The 15705-nt window shown below is 71.7% G+C and carries 11 protein-coding genes and 3 tRNA genes; 6 read left to right on the top strand and 8 right to left on the bottom strand.

The window, feature by feature from the left end; genetic code table 11:
• Window positions 1–100: 100 nt before the first annotated feature.
• Window positions 101–799, top strand: a complete 699-nt coding sequence (locus ABT085_RS17115) for an NADPH-dependent F420 reductase (protein ID WP_351607722.1) — start codon at window positions 101–103, stop codon at window positions 797–799.
• Window positions 792–1559, top strand: a complete 768-nt coding sequence (locus tag ABT085_RS17120) for a TetR/AcrR family transcriptional regulator (RefSeq protein ID WP_351607724.1) — start codon at window positions 792–794, stop codon at window positions 1557–1559. Before ABT085_RS17115 ends, ABT085_RS17120 begins: the two co-directional genes overlap by 8 nt.
• Before the next feature lie 503 nt (window positions 1560–2062).
• On the opposite strand, the gene ABT085_RS17125 is transcribed toward ABT085_RS17120, so the two are convergent.
• The 3 genes from ABT085_RS17125 to ABT085_RS17135 all read right to left on the bottom strand — a co-directional run bounded on the left by ABT085_RS17125 (window position 2063) and on the right by ABT085_RS17135 (window position 2457).
• Window positions 2063–2139 (bottom strand) — tRNA-Ile (locus ABT085_RS17125).
• A 167-nt stretch (window positions 2140–2306) separates the two neighbouring features.
• A tRNA-Asn gene (locus ABT085_RS17130) sits at window positions 2307–2379 on the bottom strand.
• A 5-nt stretch (window positions 2380–2384) separates the two neighbouring features.
• Window positions 2385–2457: transfer RNA gene (locus tag ABT085_RS17135), tRNA-Asn, on the bottom strand.
• Window positions 2458–2615: 158 nt separating this feature from the next.
• Between ABT085_RS17135 and ABT085_RS17140 the strand changes: the two genes are divergently transcribed.
• From ABT085_RS17140 to ABT085_RS17155, 4 genes are all read left to right on the top strand, one after another.
• The gene (locus ABT085_RS17140) at window positions 2616–2921 is read left to right on the top strand and encodes a YtxH domain-containing protein (protein WP_351607727.1); all 306 of its coding nucleotides are present in this window, start codon (window positions 2616–2618) and stop codon (window positions 2919–2921) included.
• A 100-nt stretch (window positions 2922–3021) separates the two neighbouring features.
• The gene (locus tag ABT085_RS17145) at window positions 3022–4473 is read left to right on the top strand and encodes an FGGY family carbohydrate kinase (RefSeq protein WP_351607734.1); all 1452 of its coding nucleotides are present in this window, start codon (window positions 3022–3024) and stop codon (window positions 4471–4473) included.
• Between the two features lie 117 nt (window positions 4474–4590).
• Entirely contained in the window at window positions 4591–6324 is a 1734-nt protein-coding gene (locus ABT085_RS17150; protein WP_351607736.1) for an ABC transporter ATP-binding protein, read from the top strand.
• Window positions 6324–8252 carry an ABC transporter ATP-binding protein gene (locus tag ABT085_RS17155; RefSeq protein WP_351607738.1) on the top strand — a complete coding sequence of 643 codons (1929 nt, stop codon included), beginning with the start codon at window positions 6324–6326 and terminating at the stop codon, window positions 8250–8252. The genes ABT085_RS17150 and ABT085_RS17155 overlap by 1 nt, the downstream gene beginning before the upstream one ends.
• 59 nt (window positions 8253–8311) lie before the next feature.
• Here the strand turns inward: ABT085_RS17155 and ABT085_RS17160 are convergent, their stop codons facing one another.
• The 5 genes from ABT085_RS17160 to ABT085_RS17180 all read right to left on the bottom strand — a co-directional run bounded on the left by ABT085_RS17160 (window position 8312) and on the right by ABT085_RS17180 (window position 15626).
• Window positions 8312–9565 (bottom strand): RNA polymerase sigma factor, encoded by a 1254-nt coding sequence (locus tag ABT085_RS17160; protein WP_351607741.1) that lies wholly within the window; start codon window positions 9563–9565, stop codon window positions 8312–8314.
• Window positions 9566–9878: 313 nt separating this feature from the next.
• Window positions 9879–11789 carry a DNA primase gene (gene dnaG, locus ABT085_RS17165; RefSeq protein WP_351607744.1) on the bottom strand — a complete coding sequence of 637 codons (1911 nt, stop codon included), beginning with the start codon at window positions 11787–11789 and terminating at the stop codon, window positions 9879–9881.
• Window positions 11790–11843: 54 nt separating this feature from the next.
• On the bottom strand, window positions 11844–13109 hold the full coding sequence (locus tag ABT085_RS17170; protein ID WP_351607747.1) for an NAD(P)/FAD-dependent oxidoreductase: 1266 nt from the start codon (window positions 13107–13109) through the stop codon (window positions 11844–11846).
• A gap of 166 nt (window positions 13110–13275) precedes the next feature.
• Window positions 13276–14625, bottom strand: a complete 1350-nt coding sequence (locus tag ABT085_RS17175) for a deoxyguanosinetriphosphate triphosphohydrolase (RefSeq protein ID WP_351607750.1) — start codon at window positions 14623–14625, stop codon at window positions 13276–13278.
• 83 nt (window positions 14626–14708) lie between these two features.
• Window positions 14709–15626, bottom strand: a complete 918-nt coding sequence (locus tag ABT085_RS17180; RefSeq protein ID WP_351607753.1) for a sirohydrochlorin chelatase — start codon at window positions 15624–15626, stop codon at window positions 14709–14711.
• Window positions 15627–15705: the final 79 nt, after the last annotated feature.

The following is a 15705-nucleotide window of genomic DNA, read 5'->3' on the forward strand; positions in this document are numbered from 1 at the left end:
GGCGAGCACTTGCAATACCGAACCACTCGGTTTAGTTTTTAGGGGTGCCGGACGGACCGACAGGTGTCGGCACACACTCCCGGAAAGGACCCCTGCCCTCATGCGCTACGCAGTCCTCGGCACCGGCGTCGTCGGCCAGACGATCGCCGGCAAGCTCGCCTTCCTCGGCCACGAGGTCGTCATCGGCACGCGAGACCCGCAGGCCACCCTCGCCCGCACCGGACCCGACGCCTACGGCAACCCGCCGATCGCCCAGTGGCTGGCCCGGCACACGCAGGTGCGACTGCTGTCCTTCGCGGATGCCGCGGCCTTCGGCGAGGCGCTGGTGAACACCACCGCCGGAGCCGTCTCGCTCCAGGCCCTCGAGGCCGCGGGCGCCGACAACCTGGCGGGCAAGCTCCTCATCGACATCGCCAACCCGCTGGACTTCTCCCAGGGCACGCCGCCCTCGCTGAACCCGGTCGACACCGACAGCCTCGGCGAGCAGATCCAGCGCGCCTTCCCCGGGACGAAGGTCGTCAAGGCGCTCAACACCATGAACGCCGCGGTCATGGTGGAGCCGTCCCGGGTCGCCGGAGAGCACAACGTCTTCGTCTGCGGCGACGACGCCGGTGCAAAGAAGCTGACCACCGAGTTCCTCGCGGAGTTCGGCTGGTCTCGGGAGAGCGTGATCGACCTCGGCGACATCACCACCGCACGCGGCACCGAGATGCTGCTGCCGATCTGGTTGCGTCTGTGGGGCGCGCTGGGCCACGCCGACTTCAACTTCCACATCCAGGGTGCCCGCACCGGTGCCTGACGCCGCGACCTCGCACGCCGCGGACGGCTGCAACCGCTTCACGATCGAGGAACCGCTCACCCCGATCGACGCCCCCGCCCACCTCACCGGCAGGCCCACGGCCGAGCCGCCGGTGCCGTACGGCGCCCGAACCGTTCGGTATGAAAACCCCTATTCTGCAACAATGCATGGAACAAACCCGATGAAGGGCGCGGGACGGCCCCGCTCCACGGAGAAGGAGAATGCGATTCTCCGCGCCGCCCTGGAACTACTGGCATCCCACGGCTACACCCGTATGAGCCTGAGCCAGGTCGCCGCGTCCGCCGAGGTCAGCAAGTCCACCATCCACCTGCGGTGGAAGACCAAGGCGGACCTGCTCACCGCGGCCCTGGAGGCCATGCGCATGGCCGACGCCCCACCCGCCACCGGCGACACCCGAGCCGACCTCGTGGCGATCCTCGAGGACTTCGCCGCCACCGTGGAGCAGGTGCGCGGGATGGCCCTCATCGGCACCTGCCTGGCCGAGGAGTCCCACACCCCCGACCTGCTCGCCCTGCTGCGCGAACGCACCGTACTGCCCCGCAGGGCCCTGCTGCGCCACGTGCTCGAGCGGGCCCGGCACCAGGGAGAGATCCGGCAGGACTCGGATCTGGAGGCCGCCGTCTCCGCGCTCCTCGGCCCCTTCTACGCCGACTACATGGCGGGACGCGGCGGCCGCCCCGAGTGGGCCGAGCGAGCTGTGGACCTTGTACTGGCCGGGCTGCACGCACCGGGCGCATGAGAGCCCTGCAGGTACGGGGTCCCCTGCGCCCGGAGGCCCTCAGGCGCCGGTGGCAGGCGGGGTGAGGCTCTGCTCGGCCCAGATGGTCCTGCCTGGGACGCGCAACGGGTGCCCCAGGCGTCACAGAATTGCGCGGCCATGAACAGCCCTCGCCGGTACCGGCGGCACCCCCCGTCCAGGCCTCCCTCGACGCTCCAGGCATCCGCCCCCGCACCCCGTCGACCACGCCCGCCGCGGCCTGGACAGTGTCGGACTGATGGACCTTCTGCAGCTCCTTGGCCTGGTGGGCGTCCCACCGGCGTCCCGACTTCGCCGTCCAGCCCCTCGCACAGGCCCCTGCCGGAGCTCGCGCCGATGGACCGGCGCATCCTCACAGGCCGACGAAACGCCAACTACCGGCCACAGAAACGTCGCAGAACTCACGAGCAGCGGATTCAGCCCCTTGGGCCAAAGTCCTGAATCCGCGCTGTCAATGAGGCGTTCCCGCAGGCCAGAAGCCTGCATGGTGGGGCGGGTGGGACTCGAACCCACGGCCGACGGATTATGAGTCCGCTGCTCTAACCGGCTGAGCTACCGCCCCATACGGCGTGTCGCGTACACGTGTGCGCGCCGTCTGCCGCAGCATAGCCGCTCATACGATCTCCTGCCTCGTATGGTCGACTTCGCGCGACCAGGGGGACCGTGCTGCCGCCTGCGCGGCTCCCCCGGACATGAAAAAGGACCCCGGAGGGGTCCTCGTTCACCATGCTCCCCCGACTGGACTCGAACCAGTAACCTGCCGGTTAACAGCCGGCTGCTCTGCCAATTGAGCTACGGAGGACCGAGCTCCCCCGACTGGACTCGAACCAGTAACCTGCCGGTTAACAGCCGGCTGCTCTGCCAATTGAGCTACGGAGGAATGCCTCGTTGCATCGAACTTACCTCCCTGGGTATTCGCCAGGGGGCGGTTGCTCGCTGCGACACATACATTAGCGCAAGCAGGGGGGTGCTCCGCCAATCGGTACTGCTCGGCCCCGTTGCCGCGCCAGAGACCTACGCAAGGGAAGGGCGGTCGCCATGCGCTACCGGCTCACGTTCGTCGCCGGAGTCGTCGTGGGTTACGTGCTGGGCTCACGGGCCGGGCGCGGACGTTACGAACAGCTGAAGAAGTCCGCGCTCCAGGTCGCCCACAACCCCGCCGTGCGCAACACCGCGGAGACGGCGGCCCAGCAGGGCCGCCAGTTCGCGGGCAAGGCGTACCACGCGGTGAGCGTGAAGGTGGGCGAGCGGATGCCCGACTCGGTCTCGGACCGGGTGCGCTCGCTGCGGACCCGCAACGCCGACGGTGCGCTCGACGACGACTGGGGCACCAGCAACACGTGACACACGTCACAGGGCGGCTGCCGTGGAGCGTGCCAAGCTGCAACCTCCCCGATGCCTCACCCGGCACGGATACCTCTCCCGGTGCGGCAGAATTTTGGTCATGGGGATAGTCGCCGGGTTGGACAGTGCGCCCGATTTCACTCGTATCGTCGTCTGCGACTCGGACACGGGCGCCGTGCTCAGGCAGGGCTACGCGCCGCATCCGCTGGAGGGCGGCGAGAACGGGCGCCCGGCCGACGTCGATCCACAGGCCTGGCTGCTGTCCCTGGGCGAGGCCGCGGGCGGCGGACTCCTGGAGGGCGTGCAGGCGATCGGCGTGTCCGCGCAGCAGAACGCGATCGTGCCGCTGGACGCGCAGGGCAACACCGTGCGGCCCGCGCTGGTGGGCGGCGACAAGCGCACGCAGGTCTCCGCGGCCGACCTGGTGGACGCGCTCGGCGGGCGCGAGGCGTGGGCGCAGGCGGTGGGCTGTGTCCCGCAGGCCGCGCAGCCGGTGACCAAGCTGCGCTGGCTGGCCCGTAACGAACCCGACAACGCCCGGCGCACCGCCGTCCTGCTCCAGGCCCACGACTGGCTGGTGTGGCAGCTGCTGGGGCGCCCGGCCCGCCGTACGACCGACCGGGGCGGCGCCTCGGGCACCGGGTACTGGTCGGCCGCCACCGGCGCCTACCGGCCCGATCTCGTCGAACTGGCGCTCGGCCACCAGGTGATGCTGCCGGACGTGATCGGCCCGTCCGAGGCGGCCGGTACGACCCCGGAAGGGCTGCTGATCTCCGCCGGCACCGGCGAGACCATGGCCGCCGCCTTCGGGCTCGGCCTCGGCTTCGGCGACGCGGTCGTGTCGCTGGGCGCGTCGGGTTCCGTGATGGCCGTCCATCCCGAGGCGCTGGTCGACCAGAGCGGGATGATCACCTCCCTGGCCGACGCCACCGGCATGCACCTGCCGGTCGTCACCACGCTGAACGCCGTACGCACCCTGCGCGGCACCGCCGAGCTGCTGGGCCTGGCCGACCTGGAGGCCCTGTCGGAGCTGGCGATGAAGTCGACCCCGGGGTCGCACGGCCTGGTGTTCCTGCCCTACCTGGAGGGCGAGCGGACGCCGAACCTGCCGCACACCGCCGGGACCCTGGCCGGCCTGCGACGTGAGTCGATGCGGCCCGAGCACCTGGCCCGGGCCTCGTTCGAGGGGATGCTGTGCGGGCTCGCCGACGCGCTGGACGTGCTGCGCGGCCGGGGTGCGGAGGTGCGGCGGGTGTTCCTGCTGGGGGCGGCCGCGGAGCTGCCGGCCGTGCAGGCGGCGGCGCCCGCGCTGTTCGGCGCGCAGGTCGTGGTGCCGCAGCCCGCCGACTACGCGGCGATCGGGGCCGCCCGGCAGGCCGCCTGGGCGCTCGGCGCCTCCCAGGGCACCCTCGACCCGCGCACCCCGCCCGCCTGGCAGGGCGCGGCCGCACAGGTCCTGGAGCCCGGCGACCAGCTGGCGGTGGGACAGGCGGTGCGCCAGCAGTACGTGTCGGTGCGCGAGCAGACCCATCCGACGGCGTTCCGCGGATGAGCACACCGGAGCGCCGAGCCGGGCGCTAAATGGGTTGAGGTAACACCGGTGGAGTGTCCGACGATAGGGGCCAGGGGCAACCGTTTCGCCCCTGTCGCCGACTCCGAGAGACGTAGCGTGCTCATACGACTTCTGCGGACCTACCTCAGGCCCTACAGGAAACCCATCATCGTGCTGGTGCTGCTGCAACTGATGCAGACCTGCGCCACCCTCTACCTGCCCACGCTCAACGCGGACATCATCGATCAAGGTGTCGTCGCCGGTGACACGGGCTACATCCTCAGCCGCGGCGGTCTGATGGTCGGCATCTCGCTGGCCCAGGTCGTCTGCAACATCGGCGCCGTGTACTACGGCGCGCGCACGGCCTCCGCGCTCGGCCGGGACGTGCGCGGTGCCGTCTTCGACCGGGTGCAGTCGTTCTCCGCGCGTGAGGTGGGCCGCTTCGGGGCGCCTTCGCTGATCACCCGGACGACCAACGACGTGCAGCAGGTCCAGATGCTGGCCCTGATGACGTTCACCCTGATGGTGTCGGCGCCGATCATGTGTGTGGGCGGCATCGTCCTGGCCCTGGGTCTGGACGTGCCGCTGTCCGCGGTGCTGGTCGCGGTCGTACCGACGCTGGGCATCTGCGTGACGCTGATCGTGCGCCGGCTGCGCCCGCTGTTCCGGGCCATGCAGGTCCGCCTGGACACCGTGAACCGGGTGCTGCGCGAGCAGATCACCGGCAACCGGGTGATCCGCGCGTTCGTGCGCGACGAGTACGAGCAGGAGCGTTTCCGTAAGGCGAACACCGACCTCACCGAGATGTCCCTGGGCACGGGCAACCTGCTGGCACTGATGTTCCCGGTGGTCATGACGACGGTGAACGTGTCGTCGATCGCCGTGGTGTGGTTCGGGGCGCACCGCATCGACAGCGGCGGCATGCAGATCGGTGACCTGACCGCGTTCCTCTCCTATCTGATGCAGATCGTCATGTCCGTGATGATGGCGACCTTCATGTTCATGATGGTGCCGCGCGCGGAGGTGTGCGCCGAACGGATCCAGGAGGTCCTGGACACCTCCTCCAGCGTGGTGCCGCCCCTCGCGCCGGTGCGTGAGCTGAGCCGGCACGGCCACCTGGAGATCCGCGGGGCGGGCTTCCGCTACCCGGGTGCCGAGGAGCCCGTGCTGAAGGCCATCGACCTGGTGGCCCGCCCCGGTGAGACGACGGCCGTGATCGGCTCGACCGGCAGCGGCAAGTCGACCCTGCTGGGCCTGGTGCCCAGGCTGTTCGACGTCACCGACGGCGAGGTGCTCGTCGACGGGACCGAGGTCCGCGACCTCGACCCGCAGCTGCTGGCGCGCACGGTCGGGCTGGTCCCGCAGAAGCCGTACCTGTTCGCGGGCACGGTGGCGACCAATCTGCGCTACGGCAATCCGGACGCCACGGACGAGGAGCTGTGGCACGCGCTGGAGGTGGCGCAGGCCAAGGAGTTCGTCGAGCGGCTGGAGAACGGCCTGGACTCGCCGATCTCCCAGGGCGGCACGAATGTGTCGGGCGGTCAGCGCCAGCGGCTCGCCATCGCGCGCACGCTGGTGCAGCGCCCGGAGATCTACCTGTTCGACGACTCCTTCTCGGCCCTCGACTACGCCACCGACGCGGCCCTGCGCGCGGCGCTGGCCGCCGAGACCTCCGAGGCGACCGTCGTGATCGTCGCCCAGCGGGTGTCGACCATCCGCGACGCCGACCGGATCGTCGTGCTCGACGAGGGCCGGGTCGTGGGATCCGGCCGCCATCACGAGCTGATGGCGGACAACGAGACCTACCGGGAGATCGTGCTCTCCCAGCTGACGGAAGCGGAGGCTGCCTGATGGCCGGGCCCATGGGGCGGATGATGGCCGGGGGCGGTCCGGAGAACCGCTCGCTGGACTTCAAGGTGTCGGGCCGTCGGCTCGTCGCGCAGTTCAAGCCCGAACGGCTCACCATCTACGCGCTGCTGACGTGCGTGGTGGTGAGCGTGGGCCTCAGCGTGGTCGGGCCGAAGATCCTCGGCCGGGCCACCGACCTGGTCTTCGCGGGGATCATCGGCCGGCAGATGCCGGCCGGGGCCACCAAGGAGCAGGTCCTCGACTCCATGCGGGCGCGGGGCAACGGCGCCGTCGCCGACATGCTGCGCGGCACGGACTTCACCCCCGGCCAGGGCATCGACTTCGACGCGGTCGGCCAGGTGCTGCTGCTCGCGCTCGGCACCTTCCTCTTCGCGGGCCTGCTGATGGCGTTCGCGACGCGGCTGGTGAACCGGGCGGTCAACCGGACCATGTTCCGGGTGCGTGAGGACGTACAGACGAAGCTGTCGCGGCTGCCGCTGTCGTACTTCGACAAGCGGCAGCGCGGCGAGGTGCTCAGCCGGGCCACCAACGACATCGACAACATCGGGCAGACGCTCCAGCAGTCGATGGGCCAGCTCATCAACTCGCTGCTGACGATCATCGGTGTGCTGGTGATGATGTTCTGGGTGTCGTGGCTGCTGGCGCTGGTCGCGCTGGTGACCGTGCCGCTGTCGTTCGTCGTGGCCACCCGGGTGGGCAAGCGGTCGCAGCCGCACTTCGTGCAGCAGTGGCGCACCACCGGCAAGCTGAACGCGCACATCGAGGAGATGTACACCGGGCACACCCTGGTGAAGGTGTTCGGGCGTCAGGAGGAGTCGGCGAAGCTGTTCGCCGAGCAGAACGACGCGTTGTACGAGGCCGGTTTCAAGGCGCAGTTCAACAGCGGGATCATGCAGCCGCTGATGATGTTCGTGTCGAACATCAACTATGTGCTGGTGGCCGTCGTCGGCGGTCTGCGGGTGGCCTCCGGGTCGCTGTCGATCGGTGACGTGCAGGCGTTCATCCAGTACTCGCGCCAGTTCTCGATGCCGCTGACGCAGGTCGCGTCGATGGCGAACCTGGTGCAGTCGGGTGTCGCGTCCGCCGAGCGGATCTTCGAACTCCTCGACGCCGAGGAGCAGCAGGCAGATCCGGTGCCGGGCGCCAAGCCCGAGGAGCTGCGCGGGCGGGTCGCGCTGGAGCACGTGTCGTTCCGCTACGACCCCGACAAGCCGCTCATCGAGGACCTGTCGCTGAAGGTGGAGCCCGGGCACACGGTCGCCATCGTGGGCCCGACCGGCGCGGGCAAGACCACGCTGGTCAACCTGCTGATGCGGTTCTACGACGTCACCAGCGGACGGATCACCCTCGACGGCGTCGACATCGCGCGGATGTCCCGGGACGAACTGCGCGCCGGGATCGGCATGGTGCTCCAGGACACCTGGCTGTTCGGCGGCACGATCGCCGAGAACATCGCGTACGGCGCCTCGCGGGAGGTCACCCGCGGGGAGATCGAGGAGGCGGCGCGCGCCGCGCACGCCGACCGGTTCGTGCGCACGCTGCCCGACGGCTACGACACCGTCATCGACGACGAGGGCACCGGCGTCAGCGCCGGTGAGAAGCAGCTCATCACCATCGCGCGGGCGTTCCTGTCCGACCCGGTGATCCTGGTGCTGGACGAGGCGACGAGCTCCGTCGACACCCGCACGGAGGTGCTGATCCAGAAGGCGATGGCGAAGCTCGCGCACGGGCGTACGTCGTTCGTGATCGCGCACCGGCTGTCGACGATCCGGGACGCCGACACGATCCTGGTGATGGAGGACGGCTCGATCGTCGAGCAGGGCGCGCACGCCGAACTGCTCGCGGCGGGCGGGGCCTACGCGCGCCTGTACCAGGCGCAGTTCGCGCAGGCCGTGGCCGAGGTCGACTGACGGCCGACCCGCCGGCAGCCCGGGGGCCGCTCGCACTCGTACGAGGTGAGCGGCCCTCCTCAGTCCAGGTAGCCCCTGAGCTGGTCGGCGAAGGTGTGGTCGCGCAGTTTGTTCAGGGTCTTGGACTCGATCTGGCGGATGCGTTCGCGGGTCACCCCGAAGATGCGGCCGATCTCCTCCAGGGTGCGCGGGCGGCCGTCGGCCAGTCCGTAGCGCAGCTGGACGACCTTGCGCTCGCGTTCGCCGAGGGTCGACAGGACCGCCTCCAGGTGCTGCCTGAGCAGCAGGAACGCCGCCGACTCCACCGGTGAGGCGGCGTCGCCGTCCTCGATGAGATCGCCGAGGGCGACATCGTCCTCCTCGCCGACGGGCGCGTGCAGCGAGACCGGTTCCTGGGCCAGGCGCAGCACCTCGCTGACCCGCTCGGGCGCCAGGTCGAGCTGGCCGGCGACCTCTTCCGGGGTGGGTTCGTAGCCGCGTTCCTGGAGCATGCGGCGCTGGACGCGCACGACCCGGTTGATCAGTTCCACGACGTGGACCGGCACGCGGATGGTGCGGGCCTGGTCGGCGAGGGCGCGGGACATGGCCTGGCGGATCCACCAGGTGGCGTAGGTGGAGAACTTGTAGCCGCGGGCGTAGTCGAACTTCTCCACCGCCCTGATCAGTCCCAGGTTTCCTTCCTGGACCAGGTCGAGCATGGTCAGGCCGCGGCCGACGTACCGTTTGGCGACGGAGACGACGAGCCGCAGGTTGGCCTCGATGAGACGGCGCTTGGCCATCCGGCCGAGGACCACCAGACGGTCCAGGTCCAGGGCCAACTGGCTGTCCAGGTCGGGGGTGTTGAGCAGCCGCTCCTCGGCGAACAGCCCGGCCTCGACCCGGCGGGCGAGCTCGACCTCCTCGGCCGCGGTGAGCAGCGGGATGCGGCCGATCTCGCGCAGGTACTGGCGGAACAGGTCCGAGGACGGGCTGCCGCTCTCGGTGCGGGCGGGCGGCGCCTCGACGGGCTCGGGGGCCTCGTCCCGGGCGACCTCCTCGGCGGAGGGTTCCGCCGCCTCGGGCGGATCGTCGGGGTCCGCCCCGGCGTCCGCCTCGGCGTCCGTCTCGGGGTGGCGGGCGACGCGGTCCTGCGGGGGCACGGCGACCAGTACGTCGGCCCGGTCGTCCGGCTCGGCGGCGTCCGCGGCACTTGCGTCGACGTTCCTGCCGCTGTTCGCGGCGCCGCTCTCGCGGGCCTTCTCACGGCCGTTCGCGCTGCCGTTCTTGCCGCGGTGCGTGCTTGCGTCGGTCTGGGTGAGGGTCTGGGTCTGCACGGGGGCGACCTCCAGGATGATCGCTGCTGAGGTGTGCGCAGCGGTACTTCGACAACGGGGCAGGCGGCCTTGCCGCCGTCCGTCCCGTACGCGATGAGCGGAACCGCGGGGGGTGTGGACCCGTGGACGACGGGTCGGCCGCGCTCCGAGGACTCAGGCACCGGAACCCAGTGTGGAGTACGACACATCGCCGCCACGAGGGGCGTGCGGTGACTTTTTGCGTCCGGTCCGTGACCGCACGCAGATCCCGCCCGTACGGGTACGCAGTCCCGCGGAACTCAAACCGCCGCGGACCGCCGGGTCCGGCCGAACCTCAGAGGGCGGCCGCGCCCTGCTCGCGCAGGGTCTGGTCGTACTGCTGGAGGATCCACAACTCGTTCTGCACGGCGGCCAGTTGGCCCGGGTCGCCGTGCGAGCCGAGGCGGGCGAGGGTGGACTGGATGTCCCGGATCCGGCGCTCGACGGCCCGCCTGCGCACGGTCACCAGCTGCTCGCCCGCGTAGTTCTCGTCCACCGTGCGGCGCATGATCGCCTCGACCGCGAGTTCCGTCACCATCGCGCGGACACCGTCGTCGGGGGCGGCCTCGCGGACCCGGACCAGGTATTCCTGGGCGTCCTGGATGCCGTACTCGGCGCCGCCCGCCTCCATGACGGCCAGGCGTACGGCGGCGTAGGGCGCGGCGGTGAACTCGTCGACGCCGTACGCGTCGAAGGCCGGGGAGACCAGTTCCGGGCGCTGGAGGGCGAGTTTGAGGAGCTCGCGCTCGGTGGCGTAGACGGGGTTGCGGAGGTTGAGGGCCGGGCCGCCCGCGGCGGGGCGCGGGGCGGCCTCGTAGGGCTGGGCGCCACCGCGGGCCGGGCCCTGGGCCGGGGCGCCCTTGCCGCCGCGATCGCGGGCCCAACGGGCCAGCTGCGCCACCCGCTTGACCACGAACTGGGTGTCCAGGATGCCGAGCATGCCCGCCAGCTGGACGGCGACCTCGTGCTGGGCGCCGCTGTTCTTGATCCGGGCGACGATCGGGGCCGCCTCGTCGAGGGCGGCGGCGCGGCCCGCGGGGGTGTCCAGGTCGTAGCGCACGACGATCTGGCGCAGCGCGAACTCGAAGAGCGGGGTGCGTGGTTCGGCCAGGTCGGCGACCGCATCGTCGCCCTTGGCGAGGCGCAGGTCGCAGGGGTCCATGCCGTCCGGCGCGATCGCGATGTACGTCTCGGCGGCGAACTTCTGGTCGTCCTCGAAGGCGCGCAGGGCGGCCTTCTGGCCGGCCGCGTCACCGTCGAAGGTGAAGATCACCCGGGCGCTGCCGTTGTCCATCAGCAGCCGTCTGAGGATCTTGATGTGCTCGCCGCCGAAGGCGGTGCCGCAGGTGGCGATCGCGGTGGTCACCCCGGCGAGGTGGCAGGCCATGACGTCGGTGTAGCCCTCGACGACGACGGCGCGGCTGGACTTGGCGATGTCCTTCTTCGCCAGGTCGATGCCGTAGAGGACCTGGGACTTGCGGTAGATCGGGGTGTCGGGGGTGTTGAGGTACTTGGGGCCGTTGTCCGCCTCGTACAGCTTGCGGGCGCCGAAGCCGACGACCTCGCCGCCGATGTCGCGGATCGGCCACATCAGCCGGCCGCGGAAGCGGTCGATGGGGCCGCGGCGGCCCTCCTGGGAGAGGCCGGAAAGGGTCAGTTCCTTGTCGGTGAAGCCCTTGCCGCGCAGATAGCGGGTGAGGTGGTCCCAGCCCTGGGGGCTGTAGCCGACGCCGAAGTGGACGGCGGCGGCCTGGTCGAAGCCGCGCTCGGCCAGGAAGATCCGGCCGGTGTCGGCCTCGGGGCTGGTGGCGAGCTGTTCGGCGTACCACTGGGCGGCGATCTTGTGGGCCTCGACCAGGCGGATGCGCTCGCCGCGCTGATGGGCGGGGTTGTAGCCGCCCTCCTCGTAGCGCAGGGTGATGCCGGCCTGGGCGGCCAGCCGCTCGACCGACTCGGAGAAGGTGAGGTGGTCGACCTTCATCACGAACGTGATGGTGTCGCCGCCCTCCTGGCAGCCGAAGCAGTGGAAGAGTCCCTTGCTCGGGCTGACCTGGAAGGACGGCGACTTCTCGTCGTGGAACGGGCACAGGCCCTTGAGGTTGCCGCCGCCCGCGTTGCGCAGTTGCAGGTACTCGGACACGACGGCGTCGATCGGGACCGCGTCCCGTACCGCCTTCACGTCCTCGTCGTTGATCCGTCCTGCCACGAAGCGATTCTACGGGGCCGGACCGACACTGCCGGGGCGAGCGGGGTCCCGAGCTCAGGGGACGAGGCTGTCCAGCGGCGTGTGCGGGTCCGCCAGCGCCTCGCTGTCCACCGTGGCACCGGACCGGATCAGCTGCTGGATCGGCTCTGTGACGTCCCACACGTTCACGTTCATGCCGGCCAGTACCCTGCCCTCCTTGACCCAGAAGGCGATGAACTCGCGCTTGCCGGCGTCGCCGCGGATCACGACCTGGTCGTACGACCCCGGGGGCGCCCACCCGCTGTACTCCATCCCCAGGTCGTACTGGTCGGAGAAGAAGTAGGGCACGCGGTCGTAGGTGACGTCCTTGCCGAGCATCGCGCGGGCGGCGGCGGGTCCGCCGTTGAGCGCGTTGGCCCAGTGCTCGACGCGCAGCCGGGTGCCGAAGAGGGGGTGCGGGAAGGAGGCGACGTCACCGGCCGCGAAGATGTCGGGGTCGGAGGTGCGCAGCCGGGCGTCGACCGCGATGCCGCCGCCGTGCGCACGGTCGGCGAGCTCCAGGCCCGCCGCCTCCGCCAGGGCGGCCCGGGGGGCCGCGCCGATCGCCGCGAGCACGATGTGCGCGGGGTGTTCCTCCCCGTCGTCGGTGCGGGCGGCCAGCACCATGCCGTCCTGGCCGACGATCTCGGTGAGGCGCACGCCGAAGCGGAAGCGGACCCCGTGCTCCTGGTGCAGCTCGGCGAAGACACCGCCCAGCTCGGGGCCGAGGACGCCGTGCAGCGGGGTCGGCTCGGGCTCGACGACGGTGACCTCCGCGCCGTACTCGCGGGCCGCGGCCGCGACCTCCAGGCCGATCCAGCCGGCGCCCGCGATCACCAGGTGGCCGTTGTCGCGGCCGAGGGAGGCGAGGACGCCCTTGAGGCGTTCGGCGTGGGAGAGGCGGCGCAGATGGTGGACCCCGGCCAGGTCCGTGCCGGGGACGTTCAGGCGGCGGGGTTCGGCGCCGGTGGCGATCAGCAGCTTGTCGTAGTGGGCGAGGGTGCCGTCCTCACCACAGCGGACCGTCTTCGCGACCCGGTCGAGGGCGGTGACGGTGTGCCCCAGGTGCAGCTCGATGTCGTTGCGCGCGTACCAGGCGGGCTCGTGCACGAAGACGCTGTCGCGTTCCTCCTTGCCCAGCAGATAGCCCTTGGACAGGGGCGGCCGCTCGTAGGGGTGGTCGCGTTCGTCGCAGATCAGTATCACGCGCCCGGTGAAGCCCTCCGCCCGGAGCGTCTCGGCCGCCTTGGCCCCGGCCAGGCCGCCTCCGACGATGACGAATGTCTGATCCGCGTCGACCACTTGTTGCCTCCTACAGGGGGTCTCGGGGGTGTCTCCCCGGAAAACACTGCGGGTGTCGCCACATGCGAGCCTCCCGCACGCGGCGTGGGTCGGGAAGAGGGGGTGGCCCGATCAGGCCACGCACGGTCACCTTCGGGTGCTCTTCCGCCTCAGGTGTGAACTGTGCTCACCCGCCCCGCCGGGACGTCAGCCAGGCGTGCAGCGAACGGGCCGAGGCGTCGGTCAGGGAGGCGATCTGGTCGACGATCACCCGTTTGCGCGCGCGGTCGTCACCCGCCTGGTCGAACAGCGCGCGGAACTGGGGGTCCAGTCCCTGCGGGGCGCGGGCGGTGAGCGCCTCGGCCAGTTCGGCGACCACGATCCGCTGGTCGGCTCTGAGCAGTTCCTGCTCGGCGCGCTGCATCACATAGCGGTCGGCGACCGCCTTGAGGACCGCGCACTCCATCCGGACCTCGCGGGGGACGACGAGCTCGGCACCGTAACGGGTGAGGCGTCCGCCGCCCCACGCGCCCCGCGTGGCGCCCTCGGCGGCCAGGCAGAAACGGCCGATGAGCTGGCTGGTGGCGTCCTTCAGCCGGGCCTGGGCGACCGCCGAACCGTCGTAGCCGTGCGGCCACCACTCCTGGTCCTGGAGCCGGTCCAGGGCCTCGGCGAGCTCGGCGGGGTCGGTGTCCGCCGGCACGTACCGGCCGACGGCGACCGCGAAGACCTCCCGGCGCTCGGGCCCGGCACGCAGGCAGCCGGGGTCGATGTGACCGGCGTGCAGGCCGTCCTCCACGTCGTGCACCGAGTACGCCACGTCGTCCGACCAGTCCATGACCTGGGCCTCGAAGCAGGTACGGCCCTCCGGGGCGTCCTTGCGGACCCAGTCGAAGACCGGCCGGTCGTCCTCGTAGACGCCGAACTTCGGTGAGGCCGGATCGCCCGGACGGGCGCCGCGCGGCCAGGGGTACTTGGTGGCCGCGTCGAGCACGGCACGGGTGAGGTTGAGGCCGACGCTGACCAGGTCGCCGCCCGCAGCCGCGGCCTCCGCAGCCGCCGCCGGGTCCCGGACGAAGCGCTTGGGCTCGATGCGGGTGAGGAGCCGCAGCGACTGGGCGTTGCCCTCGAAGCCGCCGCAGTCGGCCGCGAACTCGTTCAGCGCCTGCTCGCCGTTGTGCCCGAAGGGCGGGTGGCCGAGATCGTGGGAGAGACAGGCCGCCTCGACGAGATCGGGGTCGCAGCCGAGGGAGGCACCGAGCTCGCGGCCCACCTGGGCGCATTCCAGGGAGTGGGTGAGCCGGGTGCGGGGGCTGGCGTCCCACACCTGGCCGCGGGTGCCCGGGGTGACGACCTGGGTCTTGCCGGCCAGGCGGCGCAGCGCCGCGGAGTGCAGCACACGGGCGCGGTCGCGCTGGAAGGCGGTGCGGCCCGCGCGTTTGTCGGGCTCGGCGGACCAGCGCTCGACGGCCTGCCCGTCGTATCCGGCGGGCAGTGCGCTGTCCTCGTACGCCTGGGGCGGTGCGGTGCCTTCCATCCCACGACAGTAAGCGCAGGCAGTGACAATCGGGACGTCCGCGCCCGGGCGCCGGGGCTCGCCTCGCCCGCCTCGCTCCGGCGTCAGGCCGGGATCCGCGCCGGGGCCGAGGGGGCGGCCGGGTTCGCGGGGGCGGTGGGGGCGGTGCCCGTGGACGCGGGCGTGGGCGTGGGCGCGGACGCGGACGCGGGCGGCGTGGGTGTGGCGGGCGCGGGCGCCTCGGCGGCGCGTGCCTGGTCGTAGCGGTGCAGGACCAGGCGGGCCATCGCCGGGTGGGCGCCGAGGGGGGCGGCGGCGAGCCAGGGGGCGGCCTCGGCGCTCTGGGTGGCGAACCGGCCGGGCGCGGTGAAGTACCCGGCCACCGCGATCCGGTGCCGGCCGCGCTCGGCCAGCGCGCGCACGGCGGTGCGGACGTCGGGCGCGGCGGCGGAGGCGTACGCGGCGAGGACCGGGACACCGAGCCGTTCGGCCAGCTGCCGGGCCGTGGCACGGGTGTCGAGCGCCGACTCCGGGTCGCGGGAGCCGGCCGCGGCCAGCACCACACCGCTCGCCCGGCGTTGCGCGTCGCTCAGCCTGGTCCGCCAGCCGGCCTCGATCAGACGTTCGTACAGGGTCTCGACGAGCAGCGGGTGCGGGCCGAGCGGGGCCGCCGCGCGCGTGCGCACCCGGGCGCCCGACGCCGTCCGCGGGATGTCGTGCTTGACGTGGTGGCCGCGGCCGAGGAGCAGCGGCACGAGCACGGCCTCGGGCACGTCGCGCGCGTCGAGGGCGGCGAGCGTGTCGGCGAGCAGGGGCTCGTTCAGCTCGATGTGGCCGAGATGCACGGCCAGTCCGGGCCGCAGCTCACGGATCCGGTCGAGGAGCGTGCGGACCGTGGCCAGCGCGCGCGGGTCGCGGCTGCCGTGGGCCACCAGGACGAGCGGGGGCGGGGTGGGGCGCCGCCTGCCGTCGGGGGCGACGAGGCTGAGCCGGCCGGCGAGCTGGGCGCCGATCCGGTGCATCAGGTGCGCCGTGCTGTCCAGTGTCGCGCCGGGCGGCGGCGCGAACGCCGCCTGGTGCGACACCGGGTGGGCGCCGCCC

It is taken from the genome of Streptomyces sp. NPDC002265, assembly GCF_040296125.1.
In the GTDB taxonomy this organism is placed as follows: domain Bacteria; phylum Actinomycetota; class Actinomycetes; order Streptomycetales; family Streptomycetaceae; genus Streptomyces.

Excerpts from the sequence above, each read along its gene's own strand:
- ABT085_RS17115 (WP_351607722.1), top strand. The coding sequence starts at position 101 with ATGCGCTACGCAGTCCTCGGCACCGGCGTCGTCGGCCAGACGATCGCC.
- ABT085_RS17140 (WP_351607727.1), top strand. The coding sequence starts at position 2,616 with ATGCGCTACCGGCTCACGTTCGTCGCCGGAGTCGTCGTGGGTTACGTG.
- ABT085_RS17145 (WP_351607734.1), top strand. The coding sequence starts at position 3,022 with ATGGGGATAGTCGCCGGGTTGGACAGTGCGCCCGATTTCACTCGTATC.
- ABT085_RS17155 (WP_351607738.1), top strand. The coding sequence starts at position 6,324 with ATGGCCGGGCCCATGGGGCGGATGATGGCCGGGGGCGGTCCGGAGAAC.
- ABT085_RS17175 (WP_351607750.1), bottom strand. The coding sequence starts at position 14,625 with ATGGAAGGCACCGCACCGCCCCAGGCGTACGAGGACAGCGCACTGCCC.
- ABT085_RS17180 (WP_351607753.1), bottom strand. The coding sequence starts at position 15,626 with ATGCACCGGATCGGCGCCCAGCTCGCCGGCCGGCTCAGCCTCGTCGCC.